At 70.6% G+C, this 18,197-nt stretch carries 20 protein-coding genes; 17 read left to right on the top strand and 3 right to left on the bottom strand.

The annotated features are described in order from the left end of the window. Positions 1 to 15 precede the first annotated feature (15 nt). The 8 genes from rplS to L8M95_RS02230 all read left to right on the top strand — a co-directional run bounded on the left by rplS (position 16) and on the right by L8M95_RS02230 (position 6,578). Positions 16 to 357 carry a 50S ribosomal protein L19 gene (rplS, locus tag L8M95_RS02265; protein WP_260487723.1) on the top strand — a complete coding sequence of 114 codons (342 nt, stop codon included), beginning with the start codon at positions 16 to 18 and terminating at the stop codon, positions 355 to 357. A 62-nt stretch (positions 358 to 419) separates the two neighbouring features. Then, entirely contained in the window at positions 420 to 1,184 is a 765-nt protein-coding gene (gene lepB / locus L8M95_RS02260; protein WP_396119293.1) for a signal peptidase I, read from the top strand. A gap of 53 nt (positions 1,185 to 1,237) precedes the next feature. Continuing rightward, positions 1,238 to 1,885 carry a ribonuclease HII gene (locus L8M95_RS02255; protein ID WP_260487722.1) on the top strand — a complete coding sequence of 216 codons (648 nt, stop codon included), beginning with the start codon at positions 1,238 to 1,240 and terminating at the stop codon, positions 1,883 to 1,885. Then, positions 1,882 to 2,187 carry a DUF2469 domain-containing protein gene (locus L8M95_RS02250; protein ID WP_007632861.1) on the top strand — a complete coding sequence of 102 codons (306 nt, stop codon included), beginning with the start codon at positions 1,882 to 1,884 and terminating at the stop codon, positions 2,185 to 2,187. Before L8M95_RS02255 ends, L8M95_RS02250 begins: the two co-directional genes overlap by 4 nt. 143 nt (positions 2,188 to 2,330) lie before the next feature. Continuing rightward, positions 2,331 to 2,765: a YraN family protein gene (locus L8M95_RS02245; RefSeq protein ID WP_260487721.1), complete on the top strand. Its 435-nt coding sequence runs from the start codon at positions 2,331 to 2,333 to the stop codon at positions 2,763 to 2,765. Between the two features lie 2 nt (positions 2,766 to 2,767). Beyond that, positions 2,768 to 4,285 (top strand): YifB family Mg chelatase-like AAA ATPase, encoded by a 1,518-nt coding sequence (locus tag L8M95_RS02240; RefSeq protein ID WP_260487720.1) that lies wholly within the window; start codon positions 2,768 to 2,770, stop codon positions 4,283 to 4,285. 5 nt (positions 4,286 to 4,290) lie between these two features. Further along, positions 4,291 to 5,487: a DNA-processing protein DprA gene (gene dprA, locus L8M95_RS02235; protein WP_260487719.1), complete on the top strand. Its 1,197-nt coding sequence runs from the start codon at positions 4,291 to 4,293 to the stop codon at positions 5,485 to 5,487. A gap of 122 nt (positions 5,488 to 5,609) precedes the next feature. Next, positions 5,610 to 6,578, top strand: a complete 969-nt coding sequence (locus L8M95_RS02230; RefSeq protein WP_396119288.1) for a tyrosine recombinase XerC — start codon at positions 5,610 to 5,612, stop codon at positions 6,576 to 6,578. A gap of 26 nt (positions 6,579 to 6,604) precedes the next feature. Here L8M95_RS02230 and L8M95_RS02225 read toward each other — a convergent pair whose 3' ends face one another. Further along, complete coding sequence (locus L8M95_RS02225; RefSeq protein WP_260487717.1) at positions 6,605 to 7,135, bottom strand: M23 family metallopeptidase; 531 nt, start codon at positions 7,133 to 7,135, stop codon at positions 6,605 to 6,607. Positions 7,136 to 7,640: 505 nt separating this feature from the next. Between L8M95_RS02225 and rpsB the strand changes: the two genes are divergently transcribed. The 5 genes from rpsB (at position 7,641) to L8M95_RS02200 (ending at position 12,065) form a co-directional block, all read left to right on the top strand. Continuing rightward, positions 7,641 to 8,537, top strand: a complete 897-nt coding sequence (rpsB, locus tag L8M95_RS02220; protein WP_260487716.1) for a 30S ribosomal protein S2 — start codon at positions 7,641 to 7,643, stop codon at positions 8,535 to 8,537. Positions 8,538 to 8,745: 208 nt separating this feature from the next. Continuing rightward, positions 8,746 to 9,570 (top strand): translation elongation factor Ts, encoded by an 825-nt coding sequence (gene tsf / locus L8M95_RS02215; RefSeq protein ID WP_260487715.1) that lies wholly within the window; start codon positions 8,746 to 8,748, stop codon positions 9,568 to 9,570. Between the two features lie 241 nt (positions 9,571 to 9,811). Then, complete coding sequence (gene pyrH, locus L8M95_RS02210; RefSeq protein ID WP_260487714.1) at positions 9,812 to 10,537, top strand: UMP kinase; 726 nt, start codon at positions 9,812 to 9,814, stop codon at positions 10,535 to 10,537. 50 nt (positions 10,538 to 10,587) lie between these two features. Continuing rightward, positions 10,588 to 11,145 (top strand): ribosome recycling factor, encoded by a 558-nt coding sequence (gene frr / locus L8M95_RS02205; RefSeq protein WP_260487713.1) that lies wholly within the window; start codon positions 10,588 to 10,590, stop codon positions 11,143 to 11,145. Positions 11,146 to 11,186: 41 nt separating this feature from the next. Further along, a complete protein-coding gene (locus tag L8M95_RS02200) occupies positions 11,187 to 12,065 on the top strand; it encodes a phosphatidate cytidylyltransferase (protein ID WP_260487712.1) in 879 nt (292 codons plus the stop codon). 80 nt (positions 12,066 to 12,145) lie between these two features. On the opposite strand, the gene L8M95_RS02195 is transcribed toward L8M95_RS02200, so the two are convergent. Further along, a complete protein-coding gene (locus L8M95_RS02195; RefSeq protein WP_260487711.1) occupies positions 12,146 to 12,571 on the bottom strand; it encodes a lipopolysaccharide assembly LapA domain-containing protein in 426 nt (141 codons plus the stop codon). An 84-nt stretch (positions 12,572 to 12,655) separates the two neighbouring features. Between L8M95_RS02195 and rlmN the strand changes: the two genes are divergently transcribed. Further along, positions 12,656 to 13,765 carry a 23S rRNA (adenine(2503)-C(2))-methyltransferase RlmN gene (gene rlmN / locus L8M95_RS02190; RefSeq protein WP_260487710.1) on the top strand — a complete coding sequence of 370 codons (1,110 nt, stop codon included), beginning with the start codon at positions 12,656 to 12,658 and terminating at the stop codon, positions 13,763 to 13,765. A 163-nt stretch (positions 13,766 to 13,928) separates the two neighbouring features. Here the strand turns inward: rlmN and L8M95_RS02185 are convergent, their stop codons facing one another. Then, positions 13,929 to 14,315 (bottom strand): DUF2631 domain-containing protein, encoded by a 387-nt coding sequence (locus L8M95_RS02185; protein ID WP_260487709.1) that lies wholly within the window; start codon positions 14,313 to 14,315, stop codon positions 13,929 to 13,931. A 148-nt stretch (positions 14,316 to 14,463) separates the two neighbouring features. Between L8M95_RS02185 and dxr the strand changes: the two genes are divergently transcribed. The 3 genes from dxr to ispG all read left to right on the top strand — a co-directional run bounded on the left by dxr (position 14,464) and on the right by ispG (position 18,150). Then, a complete protein-coding gene (gene dxr, locus L8M95_RS02180) occupies positions 14,464 to 15,642 on the top strand; it encodes a 1-deoxy-D-xylulose-5-phosphate reductoisomerase (RefSeq protein WP_260489130.1) in 1,179 nt (392 codons plus the stop codon). A gap of 3 nt (positions 15,643 to 15,645) precedes the next feature. After that, a complete protein-coding gene (locus L8M95_RS02175) occupies positions 15,646 to 16,866 on the top strand; it encodes an RIP metalloprotease (RefSeq protein WP_260487708.1) in 1,221 nt (406 codons plus the stop codon). A gap of 135 nt (positions 16,867 to 17,001) precedes the next feature. Continuing rightward, the gene (ispG, locus tag L8M95_RS02170; RefSeq protein WP_260489129.1) at positions 17,002 to 18,150 is read left to right on the top strand and encodes a flavodoxin-dependent (E)-4-hydroxy-3-methylbut-2-enyl-diphosphate synthase; all 1,149 of its coding nucleotides are present in this window, start codon (positions 17,002 to 17,004) and stop codon (positions 18,148 to 18,150) included. Positions 18,151 to 18,197: the final 47 nt, after the last annotated feature.

Genomic DNA, 18,197 nt, shown 5'->3' with positions numbered 1-18,197 from the left:
CATGCAAGGAACCCAATGAACACTCTCGACTTCATCGACAACAAGTCACTCCGGTCCGACATCCCGGACTTCCGTCCCGGTGACACCCTCGACGTTCACGTCAAGGTCATCGAGGGCTCGAAGGAGCGCATCCAGGTCTTCAAGGGTGTCGTGATCCGTCGCCAGGGCGGCGGCGTCCGCGAGACGTTCACCGTCCGCAAGGTCTCGTTCGGCGTCGGCGTCGAGCGCACGTTCCCCGTGCACTCGCCCACCATCGACCGCATCGACGTCCTCGTCCGCGGTGACGTGCGCCGCGCCAAGCTGTACTACCTGCGTGAGCTCCGCGGCAAGGCCGCGAAGATCAAGGAGAAGCGCTGATCGTCTAGAGCGGGTCAGACTCGGCCGCCGTCGGCGGTGCGGGATCGACTACGCTCATCCGGGTGAGCAGCACCGATACGCCTGGACATGACACCGCCGAGCCGGGGTCCCGTGATGACGGGGCCCCGGCTCACGGCGTCGAGAAGAAGGGCCAGCCCTGGTACATCGAGATCCCGCTACTGGTGGTGATCGCACTGGTCCTGGTGTTCGTGTTCCAGACCTTCGTTGGTCGCGTCTATCAGATTCCGTCCGAATCCATGCAGCCCACGCTGCACGGGTGCGCGGGGTGTACCGGCGACCGCATCTTCGTGGACAAGATCACCTACCGGTTCGGTGACCCACGACCCGGGGACGTGGTGGTGTTCAAGGGGCCCGATTCGTGGAACGAGGGCTACCAGTCCATCCGCTCGGACAACCCGGCGATCAGAACCCTCCAGAACATCGGCGGCGTCATCGGCATCGTCCCGCCCGACCAGAACGACATGGTCAAGCGCGTCATCGCCGTGGGGGGTCAGACCGTCGGAGGGTGCTCCCCGGACGGCGGGCTGCTGGTCGACGGCCAGCCGTTGGACGAGCCGTACCTCAAGGAAGACCCCTCGCCGGTCAAGAACCCCCTCAACTGTGCCTTCGGGCCGGTGACCGTCCCGGAGGGCAACTACTGGGTGATGGGGGACAACCGCGGGAACTCCGCGGACTCCCGATTCCACATGGGGGACGAGTTCCAGGGAACGGTGCCCGGGGAGAACATCATCGGCAAGGTCCGGGCGATCATCCTCCCGTTCAACCGGATCGGGACGGTGTCCTCCCCGGATATCACCGCGGAGTGAGTCGGACGCGACCGCAGCGACCACGGGACGGTCTCCTTCCCGGGCGGGTGCGGGTGACCCGGCGCGACGGACGTCTGGCGCTCGAGGCCGCACTGTCGCGACGGGGCCTCGGGCCGGTCGCCGGCGTCGACGAGGCGGGGCGTGGATCCTGCGCCGGTCCGCTCGTGGTGGCGGCGTGCGTGCTGGGCGATCGACTCCACCCCGAGTTGGCAGATCTCGATGATTCCAAGAAACTCTCCGCCGCGACCAGGGACCGTCTGCACGACGTGGTGCTGCGGAGGGCCTCGGCGGTGAGCGTGGTGGTGATCGAATCGGACCGGATCGACGAGCGCGGGATCCACCGGTGCAACCTCGAGGGGATGCGTCGTGCGGTCGCCGCGCTGGACCCGGCGCCCGGTTTCGTCCTGACCGACGGGTTCGCCGTCGACGGGCTCGGGTGTCAGTCCACCTCAGTGATCGGGGGTGATGCGGTCGTCGCATCCATCGCCGCCGCGAGTGTCCTCGCGAAGGTGACGCGGGATCGGATTATGGTGGACCTCGACTCGCGGTATCCGGGATACGGCTTCGCCGCGCACAAGGGATACAGCACCACGAGTCACGCCAGGGCGATCGAGCAGCTCGGTCCCAGCGACGTCCATCGGATGTCGTACGCCAACGTCCGTCGCGCCGCGCAGGCGCATTCGAGGAGCAGCACGAGATGAGCGCCGAGGATCTGGAGAACTACGAGACCGAGATGGAGCTCTCGCTCTACCGCGAGTACCGCGACATCGTCGGCCAGTTCACCTACGTCGTCGAGACGGAGAGGCGCTTCTACCTCGCCAACGCCGTGGAGCTGATCCCGCGGTCCGCGGACGGGGAGGTCTACTTCGACGTGCGGATGTCCGACGCCTGGGTGTGGGACATGTACCGTCCTGCGCGTTTCGTGAAGTACGTCCGGGTGTTGACCTTCAAGGACGTCAACATCGAGGAGCTCGACAAGCCGGAACTGCGGCTCCCGGAGTAACCCTCCGCCCCGTCATCCACAGCCCACGTCCCCTCCACAGGGGACCCACGGCCCGGTCCGCGACCCGCGGACCGGGCCGTCGTCGTCCGGCAGGGTGTGCCCCGGCGGGCCCGGACGGACCGGGCTGCCGGGGAGGGCTGGCGATGACGGGGGACCAGGGGCCTGGCGGGCGATCGGCGGGCGACGGTGCGGTGGGCAGCGGTGTGGCAGGGGGCGGTGTGGATCCCCGCCGACGGACGGGGCGGCTCGGCGAGGACCACGCGGCGGGGCTGATGGAAGCCCGGGGCGGCGTGGTGATCAGCCGGAACTGGCGGTGCCGGGCCGGCGAGCTCGATCTCGTCGTCCTGGACGCCGCGGGGCGGCTGCGGTTCGTGGAGGTCCGAGCCCGCACGAGTACGCGCTTCGGCACGCCCGCCGAGTCGGTCACCGCGGAGAAGCGACGGCGGCTACGCCGTCTGGCCGCCCACTGGCTGTCGGAGAACCCGGGCCGGTGGCGCCAGGTCTGCTTCGACGTGGTGGGCGTGGACCTGGCCGACCCCTCTCGTCCTCGGCTCGAGCTGTTCGAGGACGTGCTGTAGCCGTGGCGCTCGGTCGGACCTGGGCGGTCACGCTGCAGGGGGTCGGGGGACAGCTGGTGGAGGTCGAGGCCGACGTGGGCCGCGGGCTTCCCGGGGTCAGCATCGTGGGGTTGCCGGACTCGGCGGTGTTGCAGGCGCGGGAGCGGATGCGGGCCGCCGTGATCAACAGCGGGTTGACCTGGCCGGCGGGCAAGGTCGTCCTGTCGTTGTCCCCGGCGGCGCTACCCAAGCGGGGATCTGGTTTCGACCTGCCGCTCGCGGTGGGCACCCTCATCGCGAGCGGGGAACTGCCCGGGGCGGGGGTCGACGGCACCCTGCTGGTCGGCGAGCTCGCACTGGACGGCCGGGTCCGGCCGGTACGCGGGGTCCTGCCCGCGGTGCTCGCGGCGCGGGAGGCCGGGCTGCGACGGGCGATAGTCCCTGCCGCGAATCTCGCGGAGGCCCGGCTGGTCGGGGGCATCGACACCGCCGGCGCGGACTCGCTCGCGACGCTCGCGGCGTGGTGCCGGGGTGCGGGCTCCCTGGTCACGGACGCCCCGGAGCCCCGCGCGGTGAACGGACGACCCCACACCGATCTCGCCGAGGTGCACGGGCAGGACGATTGCCGGCGCGCTGTGGAGGTCGCGGCGGCCGGCGGGCACGCCGTGTTGTTACGCGGTGCACCGGGTACGGGCAAGACCATGCTCGCGCGTCGCCTTCCGGGGTTGTTGCCCGACCTGGGGGAGCGGGACGCCCTCGAGGCGACGGCGATCCACTCGGTGATGGGACAGCTCGCTCCCCGCGACCCGCTGCTGCGACGCCCGCCGTTCGTGGCGCCACACCATTCGGCGTCGGTGGCCGCTCTCGTGGGCGGGGGCAACAACGTCGCCCGTCCCGGGGCGGTGACGCTCGCCCATCGGGGGGTGCTGTTCCTCGACGAATGCGCCGAGTTCCCCGGCCGGGTGCTGGACAGCCTGCGCACTCCACTCGAGGACGGGGAGGTCAGGATCGCCAGGCGTGACGGAATCTCGGTATTCCCGGCCCGCTTCCAACTGGTGATGGCGGCCAATGACTGCCCGTGTGGGAGTGCGCGGCCGGACGCCTGCACGTGTACCCCGGATGCCCGGCGACGCTACGGCCGGTCGCTGACCGGACCGCTGCGCGACCGCATCGACATCGCCGCGCGGACGCTCCCCATCGGTTCCGGACTGTTCGCCGTGGGAGAGGGCGAGGACACCGCCGCGGTCCGGCGGAGGGTGTCGACGGCGAGGGCGGCCGCCGCGGAGAGGTGGGCGGGGTGCCCGGATGCCGCAGGGGCGCGGGCCAACGCCGAGGTTCCCGGACGGGTCCTGCGATCGGTGTGGGGGCTCGACCGCCGGGCGCTGCACCCGCTGGACCGGGCCCTGGCGCACGGGGTGTTGTCCCCGCGCGGGGTCGACCGGTGCCTGCGCCTGGCGTGGACGGTCGCGGACCTGGAGGGCGCCACCGTGCCGGGTGAGGAACACGTGGCGGAGGCGCTCGTGCTGAGAGGGGAGGAGTGATACCCGTGGGGTCTGAATCCGGGGTGGCGGTTCCGTCGGAGGTGCGCGAGGCCTATGCCTATCTGGGAGCGGTGGCCGAGCGTCCGACTGCCCAGTTGTGGGACCTGGTGGACGCGGTGGGGCCGGTGCGGGCTCGGGAGCTGATCCGCTCCGGAGAGGTGGACGAGGCCCTGACCGGCCAGACCGCGGCGCGGCGGGACCTCGTCGACGGGGCACAGCTGTTGGGGGCGGCCGACGAGGTGGGCGCCCGGCTCGTGGTGCCCGGGGACCCGGGGTGGCCGGAGTACGCACTCGAGCCTCTGGACCGGCCGCGGGGACGGCGGCGTGACGGGACGGGAGGGGTGCCCACCGCGTTGCGCCCGCTCGGACTGTGGTGGCGTGGCCCCGCCGACCCGGCGCGGGTGCTGGGCAGAGCCGTCGCAGTCGTCGGGACCCGGGCGCCCACTCCGTACGGGAGAGCGGTGACCGCCGACCTGTGCGCCGGGGTGTCCGCCGAGGGGTTCACCGTGGTGTCGGGAGGCGCTTTCGGGATAGACGCCGCGGCTCACCGTGCTGTGCTCGGCGTCCGCGGCACCACGATCGCGGTGCTGGCGGGCGGGGTGGACAGGCTCTACCCGCGAGGCAACGACGCGATGTTGCGGGAGGTCGCGGCGACCGGCGCGGTGGTCTCGGCCCAACCGCCCGGGACCGGGGTGACCCGTTACCGCTTCCTCGACCGGAACCGGATCATCGCCGCCCTGACCGGCGCCACGGTGGTGGTGGAGGCGGCCGCCCGCAGCGGCGCCCTCAGCACGGCGGCGTGGGCGTCAGCGCTGGACCGTCCGGTCGGAGCGGTACCGGGGCCGGTGACCTCGGTCGCCTCGGTGGGGTGCCATCTGCTGCTCCGGGAGCGGGGTGCGGTGCTGGTCGGGCGTTCGTCCGACGTGGTCGAGCTCGCTGGCCGGATGGGGGAGACATCCCCGGTGCCCCGGGGCGAGGACGGGGCGTGGGACGGTCTGGACGACTCCACCAGACGGATCATGGAGGCGCTGCCCACCCGAGGGGGTGCTGCGCCTGCCGAGATCGCGGCGTCGGCGGGCATCGCACCCGTCACCACGAGGGCGGTGCTCGGTCGGCTCCTGTCCACTGGGGCCGCGGTGCGGGGCCCGGAAGGGTGGCGCAGGGCCGGCGGCGGGGTGCAGATGAGCTTCCCGGTGGGGTGACGGTTCCCCTCGGCACTGCTGAACCACCGCAGCACTGCACCACCGCCCCTTGCACCACCGTGACCAGATGCCCGGCCCGGCACGCTTGCGCGCCTCCGAGAAGCCGGTGACAATTGGTACTCATGGGGCAGGTGAGCACGACGGAGAGTGGTGGGGGCGGCCCGTCGGCGCTGTTCGGAGGCGTGGTCGACGACTTCGTCGAGTACCTCCGCACCAGCCGAGGCCGGTCCGAGGCGACTGTCCGTTCCTATCAGTCCGATGTCCGTGGTCTCCTCACCCACCTCGCGGGCGACGCCGGCGGACGCACCACCGCCGCGGACCTGCGGGCGGCGCTCACCCTCCCGGCCCTGCGCGGGTGGCTCGCCGCGCAGGTCGGCGCCGGGGCGGCACGGTCGACGGTCGCCCGCCGGGTGGCCGCCGCCCGCTCCTTCAGTGGGTGGGCCGCCCGGACAGGTCTGGTGAACACCGACATCGGAGCCCGTCTCGAGGCGCCCCGCGCCCGGCGCCACCTGCCCGAGGTTCTCGATGTCGCCCAGGCCGCCGAGACGATGCGCACGACCGAGCTCGGTGCGAGCGAGGGGGATCCGATCGCCCTCCGCGACCGGCTGGTGGTGGAGTTGTTGTACTCCTGCGGGGTCCGGGTGGCCGAGCTGTGTGGGCTCGATGTGGACGACATCGACACCGAAAGGCGGCTGCTGCGGGTGGTGGGCAAGGGGGACCGCGAACGTGCCGTCCCGTACGGCGCCCCCGCGGAGCGTGCCGTGCGCGCCTGGCTCGAGGGCGGGCGACCGGCACTGGCCACCGCCCGGTCCGGCCCGTCCCTGCTCGTCGGGGCGCGGGGAGGGAGACTCGACCCCAGGACGGCACGGCGGATCGTCAACGAGGTCACCGACGCCACTCCCGGCGCGCCGAGGGTCTCACCGCACGCACTGAGGCACAGCTCGGCGACGCACCTGCTCGAGGGCGGGGCGGACCTACGGCATGTGCAGGAGCTGCTCGGGCACTCCACTCCGGCGACCACACAGATCTACACGCACGTCTCGGCGGACCGGCTCCGTTCCGCCTACCGGGGTGCCCATCCCCGCGCCTGACAGGAGCGACGGGTGCGGGCCGCGGGTCAGCCGGCCCCGTCTCCGGGCAGCGTGGGTTTGAGGCGGATCGGCCGTTCGGCGGCGGCGAGCAGTGTCAGCGGATCGACGTACTCGTCGTCGTCACCCGACGGGCCCCCCGTCGCGACCCTCGCGCCCCAGTGCAGACAACCCGCGACCGGGCACCCGGGGTGGCCGGCGAGTAATCGGCCGACCTCCTCGCCCGCGGCGACGGAATCACCGACCCGGACAGACGCGCGCACCGGCTCGTAGGTGGTGCGCAGGCCGTCCCCGTGGCCGATCGACAGGACAGGCCTCCCACCCACGTCGCCCGCGAAGAGGATCGTCCCGTCGGCAGGCGTTCGCACCACGGCGAGGGGCGCTCCCGCCAGGTCGACCCCCCGGTGACCCGGCAGCCAACGCCGGGCCGGGGGATCGAAGGGGGTCGCCACCGACACCGGACCGGACAGGGGGTTGCGCATGTGCCCGGGCGGCGGCCCGGGTGCCGCACCCGCGACGGGGACGACGACGAGGACCGCGCAGGCCAAGCCGGCGGACACACGCCCCCGCACTCCCCGTGGGCCGAACCGGATCAACTCCATACCGACAGTCCACCGTGGCGCAGCGGCCGGACGCCATGGGCAGTCCGGAGTCTGTGGAGGAAGTGGACGACCATCCCCAGGCCCAGCGGAGGACGGAAGGGTCGGCCCCGGCGGTTCCCGGCGCGAGCTGTGGCACCCCGCGCGGGTGCTGGGTGGGTGGCCCACCTTGGAGGCACGCGCCGGAGGGGATATGCTTCCGGTGCGGTCGACTCTGCGTCGATCGACTTCGCGTGTCCTGCGGCAACCCGGTGACGGGAGGCCGCATCCGGGCCCCGGGGCGACCAGCCCCGGCCACCCGGACCCCGGACCCGCAGGTGCCCCCGCCCAGGCGGGGGTCCGGCCCGGGGCGGACACCAGGGCCTTCAGGCCACCCGGCTTCGAGGGCATAACCCGATACACAGAAAGCGAGGACGAGGGCCTCGCGGTCCGGCTGCTTCCAAGCCGGACGAGCCCTCAACCCATCATGGCAGTCATCTCCATGAAGCAGCTGCTCGACGCAGGTGCCCACTTCGGCCACCAGACCCGCCGTTGGAACCCGAAGATGCGTCGGTTCATCTTCACCGACCGCAACGGCATCTACATCATCGACCTGCAGCAGACCCTGACGTACATCGACCAGGCTTACGAGTTCGTCAAGGAGTCCGTCGCCCACGGCGGCACCGTCCTGTTCGTCGGCACCAAGAAGCAGGCCCAGGAGGCCATCGCCGAGGAGGCCGCCAAGGTCGGCATGCCGTACGTCAACCAGCGTTGGCTGGGTGGCATGCTCACCAACTTCCAGACCGTGCACCAGCGGCTCGTCCGCCTCAAGGAGCTCGAGTCCATGGAGCAGTCGGGCGGATTCGAGGGTCGCACCAAGAAGGAAATCCTCATGCTCACGCGTGAGAAGAACAAGCTCGAGCGCACCCTCGGCGGTATGCGCGACATGAGCAAGGTCCCTTCCGTGGTGTGGGTCGTCGACACCAACAAGGAGCACATCGCCGTCGGTGAGGCCCGCAAGCTCAACATCCCGGTCGTCGCGCTGCTCGACACCAACTGTGACCCGGACGTCGTGGACTACCCGATCCCGGCGAACGACGACGCGATCCGCTCGGTCACCGTGCTGACCCGCGTCATCGCCTCCGCCGTCGCCGAGGGCCTCAAGGCCCGTTCGCAGGCCGGCAAGACCACCGGTGAAGAGGCCGAGCCGCTCGCCGAGTGGGAGGCCGAGCAGCTGGACCAGGTCACCGGGGCCGCCACGACCGAGGGTGCCGAGGCGCCTGCCGAGGTCACCGGCACCGAGTCCCCCGTCGCCGAAGCCCCCGCGGCCGACGCCCAGGAGACCGAGGCCGCCACCACCGAGGCGCCGGCCACCGAGGCCTGATCCTCGCCACCAGCTCGAGCACCGTCGGGCCCGGCCGCCCACGATCCCCACGGGGATCTTCCGGGGGCCGGGCCCGAGGTGTCGGAGGCGGTGGGCGGACGATCCACCGACGCCCCGGCGTCTAGGGTGGAGGCGATCGCGCCCGCCGACCGACTCAGAACACTTTTCCCGACACATCACGAACCCCTTTAAGGAGGGTCGCCCCACCATGGCGAACTACACCGCTGCCGACGTCAAGCGTCTGCGTGAGCTCACCGGCTCCGGGATGATGGACTGCAAGAAGGCTCTCGAGGAGACCGACGGCGACTTCGACAAGGCCGTCGAGGTCCTGCGTATCAAGGGAGCCAAGGACGTGGGCAAGCGCGCCGAGCGCACCACGGCCGAGGGCCTGGTCGCCATCAAGGACGGCGTCATGATCGAGCTCAACTCCGAGACCGACTTCGTCGCCAAGAGTGCCGAGTTCATCGCGCTGGCCGACAAGATCGTCGACGTCGCCGCGGCCAACGGCATCTCCGACCTGGACGCGCTCAACGCCGCCGAGCTCGACGGTTCCACCGTCGCCGACTCGGTCGTGTCCTTCTCCGCCAAGTCCGGCGAGAAGCTCGTCCTGCGTCGCGTGGGCAAGCTCGACGGCCCCGTCGCGGTCTACCTGCACAAGCGCTCCTCCGACCTGCCGCCCGCCGTCGGCGTCATGGTCGCGTACACCGGAGAGGGCGAGGCCGCCGAGGCGGCCGCCCGTTCCGCCGCGATGCAGATCGCCGCGCTCAAGGCGCAGTACGTCTCCCGCGAGGAGGTGCCTGCCGACATCGTCGCCAAGGAGCGCGAGATCGCCGAGGCCACCGCGCGCGAGGAGGGCAAGCCCGAGCAGGCGCTGCAGAAGATCGTCGAAGGCCGACTCAACGGCTTCTACAAGGACGTCTGTCTGCTCGACCAGGCGTCCGTCACGGACAGCAAGAAGACCGTCGGCGCCCTTCTGGACGAGGCCGGCGCCAAGGTCTCGGCCTTCCTGCGCTTCGAGGTCGGCCAGGCCTGACAGTGGCCGAACCCGCCGGCGCGGGTTCACTGACGACGGCGGCACCCGGATTCCCGGGTGCCGCCGTCCGCGTCCGTGCGGGCGGGTGCGCCCGTACCCGGCGGGCTGGAGTGTGGTGCGCGTGTCGATAGGGCAGAATGAACGCGGTCCCACCACGGACCACTCGCCACCGTCGACCACTCGACGGCGGGGGCGTGAACGCGCGCGACACGGGCTGGATCCGCCCGGGACGAGGAGAGGGATGACCGACCCGCGGGACGGCTACAAACGTGTGATGCTCAAGCTCGGCGGCGAGATGTTCGGCGGCGGCAGCGTGGGGATCGATCCCGACGTGGTGCAGTCCGTCGCGCGGCAGATCGCCGAGGTGTCCCGGACCGGCGCGCAGATCGCGATCGTCATCGGTGGCGGGAACTTCTTCCGCGGGGCGCAGCTCCAGCAGCGTGGCCTGGACCGCGCCCGGAGCGATTACATGGGCATGCTCGGCACGGTGATGAACTGCCTGGCGCTCCAGGACTTCCTCGAGCAGGAGGGGGTCTCGACCCGCGTCCAGACCGCCATCCACATGGGGCAGGTCGCGGAGCCGTACATCCCGCTGCGGGCCGAGCGCCACCTGGAGAAGGGCCGCGTCGTGATCTTCGGCGCCGGGATGGGCATGCCCTACTTCTCCACCGACACCACCGCCGCGCAGCGCGCGCTGGAGATCAAGGCTGACGTCCTGCTCATGGCCAAGGCCGTGGACGGCGTCTACTCGGACGACCCACGGACCAATCCCGAGGCGGAGCTCTTCACCCGGATCGAACACCGCGAATGCCTCGAGCGGGGCCTGAAGGTGGCCGATGCCACGGCGTTCAGCCTGTGCATGGACAACGACATGCCCATCCTGGTCTTCAATCTCCTCACCGAGGGGAACATCGCGCGCGCCGTCGCCGGTGAGCAGATCGGGACCCTGGTGAGCAGTACTTCCTGACCCGCCCTTCACCGGACGACAGCCACCGACCCCAACGAAAAGAGACAGACATGATCGACGACACTCTGCTCGAGGCCGAGGAGAAGATGGAGAAGGCGATCGAGCACGTCCGCGAGGAGCTCACCGCCATCCGCACCGGTCGCGCCAATCCCGGCATGTTCAACCGCGTGCTGTGCGAGTACTACGGCTCGCTGACGCCCATCACCCAGATGGCCACCATCACGGCACCCGAGCCGCGCATGCTCATCATCAAGCCGTACGAGATGTCGCAGATCGGTCCGATCGAGAACGCGATCCGCAACTCGGATCTCGGGGTCAACCCGACCAACGACGGTCAGGTCCTCCGGGTCACCGTTCCGCAGCTCACCGAGGAGCGGCGCCGCGACCTGGTCAAGCAGGCCAAGGGCAAGGCCGAGGACGGCCGTATCGCGGTCCGGGGCGTCCGGCGCAAGGCGATGGACGAGCTCAAGCGCATCGACAAGGACGGCGAGGCCGGGGAGGACGAGGTCAATGCCGCCGAGAAGGAGCTGGACAAGCTCACCCAGCGCTTCGTCGGCGAGGTGGACGAGCTCGTCAAGGCGAAGGAAGGCGACCTGATGGAGGTCTGACCTCCTCCAGTAACCACCACCCGAGAACCGAGGAGTACGCCGTGGACACCGCTCCCCAGGGCCCGCCCGGGCCCACCGCCGCGGCCGCCGCACCTCCGTCGCGCGCGGGCCGCGACCTGACCCGGGCCATCCCGGTCGGGGTCGGCCTGGGTGCGCTCGTGATCGCGAGCATCGCGTTCACCCCGCGAGCCTGGTACCTCGTCGCTGCGGGCGCGGTGGCCATCGGTACCTGGGAGGTGTTCAAGCGTCTGCGGCAGGCGCGGTTCAGTCTCCCCCTGATCCCGCTCCTGGCCGGTGGGCAGGCGATGGTCTGGGCGGGGTTCCTCACCGGGGCGGAGGGGGCGTTCGCGGCTTTCGCCGTCACCGCCGTGGTCGTCCTGGTCTGGCGACTGCTCATGGCCGGGTTGACCACCGCGCCGAAGAACTACATGCGGGACGTCTCGGTCGCGCTGTTCGTCCTGGCGTGGATCGCGGTGCCCGGATCCCTGGGCGCGATGCTCTCGGACGGGGACTTCGGCGCCCAGCGGGTGGTCGCACTCATCCTGTTGGTCGTGTGCTCCGATGTCGGGGGTTACGTGGCGGGGGTGCTGTTCGGCAAGCACCCCATGGCTCCCGCCATCAGCCCCAAGAAGTCCTGGGAGGGTTTCGCCGGATCGATCCTGTTCGCCACGGTCGGCGGCGCCCTGGTGGTGTCCCTGCTGTTCGACGACAGCATCTGGAAGGGCATCCTGCTCGGGGTACTGACGGTATTTACCGCGACGCTGGGTGATCTGGTGGAATCGCAGGTGAAGCGCGACCTGGGCATCAAGGACATGGGCACCCTACTTCCGGGGCACGGTGGCTTCATGGACCGTCTCGACTCGGTGCTGCCCACGGCTGTCGTGGTGTGGGTCATCTTCACCTACGTCGTCCCGACCTGACCGACACCCCACCCCGGCCGACCCGGGGTGGGATCCGGGCTGGGATCCGGCATCCACCGCCCCGGCCCGGGCGTCGTGCGTCAGTAGCGGGTGGTCAGCTTGCGCGCCTTACGTGCGCGCATCCGCAGCTGGAGGATCCGGAAACCGGCGAACAGGGCCATGATCAGGGCGCCGGCGATGGCGGCGAAGAGGATCAGCACCCCCAGGGGGAGGCTGAACTGCAGCCCCAGATAGCGGACATCGGTCGAGGCAGTGTTCTGGGCGATGAAGATCAGCAGCAGGATGGTGACGAGAGCACCCAGGACCAGACCCACCCACGCGGAGCCGAGGAGCCCTCCCGATGAATCGGGAAGTGCGTCCTGCTCGTGGGTGCGTGTCGTCTCGACTGCCCCGTCAGTGGGCACCGGGGTGGAGCTCGCATGGGTGTCCTCGACGGGGATCTCGTCGTGCCCCCCGACGGGGGCGGCCTGAGGGCGGTCGGTCGGGTCGTGTGAACGCTGTGCCATACCTGGACTGTATGCCCTTACCCGTCGCGACGGCACCGCTCGCGATGTGTTGCGGTCGTCCGTTTCTGACACAATGGCCGCATCATGGCTGAACCTCTCCCGCTCGTTTTCGACGCCCCCCGCCGAGGGCTGCCCCCTCGCCACTTCGCCGACCTGGATTCCGACGGACGCGCAGAGGCGATGGGCGAACTCGGCGTGCCCGCCTTCCGCGGCAAACAGCTGGCCAACCAGTACTTCGGGCGTCTCGAGGCGGATCCGCGTGAGATGACCGATCTCCCCGCGGATCTGCGCGAGAAGGTCGGTCAGGAGTTGTTCCCCTCGCTGACCTCGTCGCTGCGGCACGTCACCACTGATGAGGGCACCACCCGCAAGACCCTGTGGAAGTTGCACGACGGGTCCCTGGTGGAGAGCGTTCTCATGCGTTATCCCGACCGGGCCACCGTGTGCATCTCGAGCCAGGCCGGGTGCGGGATGGCGTGCCCGTTCTGTGCGACGGGACAGGGCGGTCTACAGCGGAACCTGTCGGCGGCCGAGATTCTCGAGCAGGTCAGGGTGGCCGCCCGGGCGATGCGCGACGGTGAGATCCCGGGCGGGCCCGGCCGGCTCTCGAACGTCGTGTTCATGGGCATGGGGGAGCCTCTCGCCAACTACAAGCGCGTCATGACCGCCGTGCGGGGGATCATCGCACCGCCGCCGTCCGGATTCGGTTTGTCGCAGCGCTCGGTCACCGTCTCGACGGTCGGACTCGTCCCCGCCATCCACCGCCTCGCCGAGGAGGGGCTCCAGGTCACGCTGGCGGTGTCCCTGCACACGCCGGACGACGAGCTCCGGGACACCCTGGTGCCGGTCAACAACCGCTGGCCGGTGTCCGAGGTCATGGACGCCGCACGTCACTACGCCGATGCCACAGGACGACGGGTGTCCATCGAGTACGCGCTGATCCGGGACGTCAACGATCAGACCTGGCGGGGCGAGATGCTCGGACGGCTCCTCGCCCAGCGCCTGGGACCGATGGCACACGTGAACCTCATCCCGCTCAACCCCACCCCGGGCAGCGAGTGGGACGCCAGTCCCCGCCATCAGCAGGATGCCTTCGTGGCGGCGGTGCGTTCGGCCGGCGTCTCGTGCACGGTGCGCGACACCCGTGGCCAGGAGATCGACGCGGCGTGCGGCCAGCTCGCAGCGGAGGGATGAACGGGGCCGGGGGTTGACCGCGGCCGGGGGATGACCGCGGGGGAGTGACCCCGGTGTGTCCCTCCGGCCGGGGTCGATGCACCCGACCGGCGAAGCCACGGACGACGAGAAGGGCCGCCACCACTCCACGGAGCGGTGGCGGCCCTTCTCGGGTCCACCGGGGTCAGTGCTTGGCCGGTGCCCGGCCCTGCGGGTTCCTCGCGGCCTCGGCACCCACATGGCCCGAGGCGGCGGCGCCGACCACGGCGTAGTGGTCCGGGGAGACCTCGAAGACCCTGGTCCGCTTGAGGGTGTTGTCCTTCTTGGGGCGCAGCGACAGGAACATCCAGATCGCGAGGAAGGCGGCGATCGACACCAGCCAGATGTTCTCCACTCGTCCGATGTGGTTGCCGAACAGCATGGCCAGCATGAAGAGGACGAAGAAACCGCCGGCGACGAGGCCGACCATCCTGCTGTGCTTGTGCCAGCCCCACTCGACCGAGGGCTCGTCGAGGGTGCTGATCCCGTCGACGACGATCTCCTTGCTGGTGTGGTGCCCGTCCGCGCTCATGCTCCCCGGTTCTCCTCACGGCTCGCTGGCAGCCCTGCGGGCCGCCGACATCGTGCCCAGTTTGTCACACGCAGTCCGGTGGTCGACGGGTAACCCGCCGGTCCCCGCCACACCGGGGGCCGGTGATGCGGCATCAGACGCCGCGGGCATGGACAATGGCGGGGTGACCACGCGTGTACTCGTCCTCGGCAGTACCGGCTCGATCGGTACGCAGGCTCTGGAGGTGACCTCCCAGGCCGGACCCGGCCGCTTCGAGGTCGTCGGTCTGGCCGCGGGCGGGGGCCGGGTCGATCTGCTGGCGGAGCAGATCCGCCGTACCGGCGTCGGGTTCGTCGCCGTCTCCGACCCGGCCGCGGCCGAGCGGATCCGGTCCTGGTTCCCGGAGGTCACGGTTCTCGCCGGTCCCGAGGCCGCCACCGAGCTGGTGGGGGCGGTGCAGGCCGACGTGGTGCTCAACGGAATCGACGGATCGATCGGCCTCGGGCCCACCCTGGCGGCGTTGCGCACGGGTGCGCGTCTGGCGCTCGCGAACAAGGAGTCCCTCGTCGCCGGAGGGGCCCTGGTGACCGGGGCCGCGGCGCCGGGGCAGCTCATCCCCGTCGACTCCGAGCACTCCGCGATGGCGCAGTGCCTCCGGGCGGGAACCGCCGACGAGGTGGCGTCGCTGGTGTTGACCGCGTCCGGTGGGCCCTTCCGGGGCCGCACCCGGGCTGAACTGGGGAACGTCACGGCCGACGAGGCGCTCCGGCACCCGACGTGGGCGATGGGCCGCATGATCACACTGAACTCCGCGACGCTGGTGAACAAGTCCCTGGAGCTCATCGAGGCGCACCTGCTGTTCGGGGTCCCCTACGAGAAGATCGACGTGACGGTCCACCCCCAGTCGGTGGTGCACTCGGCGGTGACCTTCGTCGACGGCGCGACCGTGGCCAAGGCCTCGCCACCGTCGATGAAGCTGCCGATCGCGTTGGCCCTCGGATGGCCGTCACGGATACCCGGCGCGTCGACCCCGTTGGACTTCTCGCAGGCCCACACCTGGACCTTCGAACCCGTCGACTCCGAGACCTTCCCGGCGATCTCGGTGGCCCGCGCGGCGGGCGAGGCGGGCGGCCTGCGGACGGCGGTGTTTAACGCGGCGAACGAGGAGGCCGCCCCGGCCTTCCTGGACGGCCGGATCGGATTCCTCGACATCGTCGACGTCGTGGCGGAGACCGTGGGGGCGGCGGATCAGTGGTCCTCCGACCCGCGGGACCCGGATGACGTCGCGGCGGCGGAGTCCTGGGCACGGCGGCACGCCGCGACCCTCGTCACGGGCCTGGAGGGCTGAGTCGTGCTGGTCTTCGGAGTCGTCCTGTTCGCGCTCGGGATCATGGTGTCGATCGTGTTGCACGAGTACGGCCACATGCGGGTCGCCCTGTGGTCGGGCATGAGGGTCCGTCGGTTCTTCGTCGGTTTCGGCCCCACCGTGTGGTCCGTCCGACGCGGCGGTATCGAGTACGGCCTCAAGGCGATCCCGCTCGGCGGGTTCTGTGACATCGCCGGGATGACCGCCTACGACCAGCTGTCGCCCGAGGACGAGCCGAAGGCCATGTGGCGCCAGGCCTGGTGGAAGCGCGTCGCGGTGCTCCTGGCCGGGCCTGTCATGAACATCGTCCTGGCGATCGCGCTGTTCTACACGGTCGCCCTGGGCTGGGGCCTGGTGAACCGGGACGTCCAGCCGATCCCCACGGACCGCGTCGCGGCCGTCGTGGGTGACACCTGCGCGGGCGCCGACCGGTGCGGGCCCGGGGTCGGCCCGGCCGGCGAGGCGGGGATCCTGCCGGGCGACCGGATCACGTCGGTCGACGGCGTCCCGGTGGCGAGTTGGGACGAGCTGTCCACCGTGGTCTCGGCACGGCCCGGTGAGACCGTGCCGGTGGCGGTGGAACGCGACGGGGCCACGATCACGACGACGACGACGTTGACCTCGTCGAGTGTCGACGGGCAGGAGCGGGGTGCGCTCGGGGTCCGGCTCTCGGAGGACGGTATCCCCCGGGAGATCCTCGACGATCCCGCCTACCAGACCGTCAACACCTACGACCCGCTGAGTGCGGTTCCCGCGACGTTCGTCTTCACCGGCGAGATGGTCGAGGCGACGATCGAGGGGCTCATCTCGTTCCCGGCCAAGATCCCCGCGGTGGCGGCGTCGATCTTCGGCGGCGAGCGGGCAGAGGATTCCCCGGTGTCCGTGGTGGGGGCCAGCTACATCGGCGGGCAGGCGGTCGAACAGGGCCTGTGGAGTCTGTTCCTGCTCTTCCTCGCCGGGCTCAACTTGTTCCTGGGCGCGTTCAACCTCGTGCCACTGACCCCGTTCGACGGCGGCCACATCGCCGTGGTCTTCTACGAGAAGATCCGTGACGCCCTCCGTCGACTGCGCGGCCTCGCGCCGGGCGGTCCCGCGGACTACGAGAAGCTGGCGCCCCTGACGATGGCGGTGTTCGTGCTCCTCATCGGAGTGTCCGCGATCGTCATCACCGCCGACTTCGTCAACCCGATCCTGCTGCCCGGTTGATCCGGGCGCACACCCACCTCGCACCCGCGCCCGGATACCCGGATAATGGGTCCCGGGACCTGCGAGCACCCGGCTGGCAACCCCTACGGAAGGCCTGAAGTGAACGACTCATCCTCGATCCCGGTCGGACTGGGCATGCCCGACGGCCCGCCGCCCGTCCTCGCGCCGCGGCGCAAGACCCGGCAGCTGTTCGTCGGCCAGGTGGGCGTGGGCAGCGATCATCCGGTCTCGGTCCAGTCCATGACCACCACCAAGACCCACGACATCAACTCGACCTTGCAGCAGATCGCCGAGCTCACGGCGTCGGGCTGCGACATCGTCCGCGTTGCCTGCCCGCGGCAGGAGGACGCCGACGCGCTGTCGACCATCGCGCGCAAGTCACCGATCCCGGTGATCGCCGACATCCACTTCCAGCCCAAGTACATCTTCGCGGCGATCGACGCCGGCTGTGCGGCGGTGCGGGTCAACCCGGGCAACATCAAGGAGTTCGACGGACGCGTCGCGGAGGTCGCCAGGGCCGCGGGAGATGCGGGCATCCCCATCCGCATCGGTGTGAACGCCGGCTCACTGGACCCCCGCCTGCTCGCCAAGTACGGAAAGGCCACCCCCGAGGCTCTCGTCGAATCGGCCATGTGGGAGGCGTCGTTGTTCGAGGAGCACGGGTTCGGCGACATCAAGATCTCGGTCAAGCACAACGATCCGGTGATCATGGTCGAGGCCTATCGCCAGCTCGCGGCGAGGACGGACTACCCGCTCCACCTCGGTGTGACGGAGGCCGGGCCGGCGTTCCAGGGCACGATCAAGTCCGCCGTGGCGTTCGGGGCCCTCCTGTCGGAGGGCATCGGTGACACGATCCGGGTCTCGCTGTCGGCGCCGCCGGCGGAGGAGATCAAGGTGGGCACGCAGATCCTGCAGTCGCTGAATCTCCGTCCCCGCAAGCTCGAGATCGTGTCCTGCCCGTCCTGCGGTCGTGCCCAGGTGGATGTCTACAAGCTCGCGGACGAGGTCACGGCCGGCCTCGAGGGGATGAGCGTGCCTCTCCGTGTTGCGGTCATGGGGTGCGTCGTCAACGGGCCCGGTGAGGCGCGTGAGGCCGATCTGGGCGTCGCGTCGGGCAACGGCAAGGGGCAGATCTTCGTCAAGGGCGAGGTCATCAAGACCGTTCCGGAAGCGATGATCGTCGAGACCCTCATCGAGGAGGCCATGCGGATCGCGGAGGAGATGGGCGAGCCCGTGGGGGAGGCCGCTGCCGGCCAGGGGCCGCAGGTCAAGGTCACGCGATAGTCCGATGACCGACACGGCTGCCCCGCGGACCGGGCTCGGCGCCTGCC

It is taken from the genome of Dietzia sp. B32 (assembly GCF_024732245.1).
Lineage (GTDB): Bacteria > Actinomycetota > Actinomycetes > Mycobacteriales > Mycobacteriaceae > Dietzia.
Note: the sequence above shows the minus strand (reverse complement) of the source record. Positions and strands in the feature narration are given on the sequence as shown.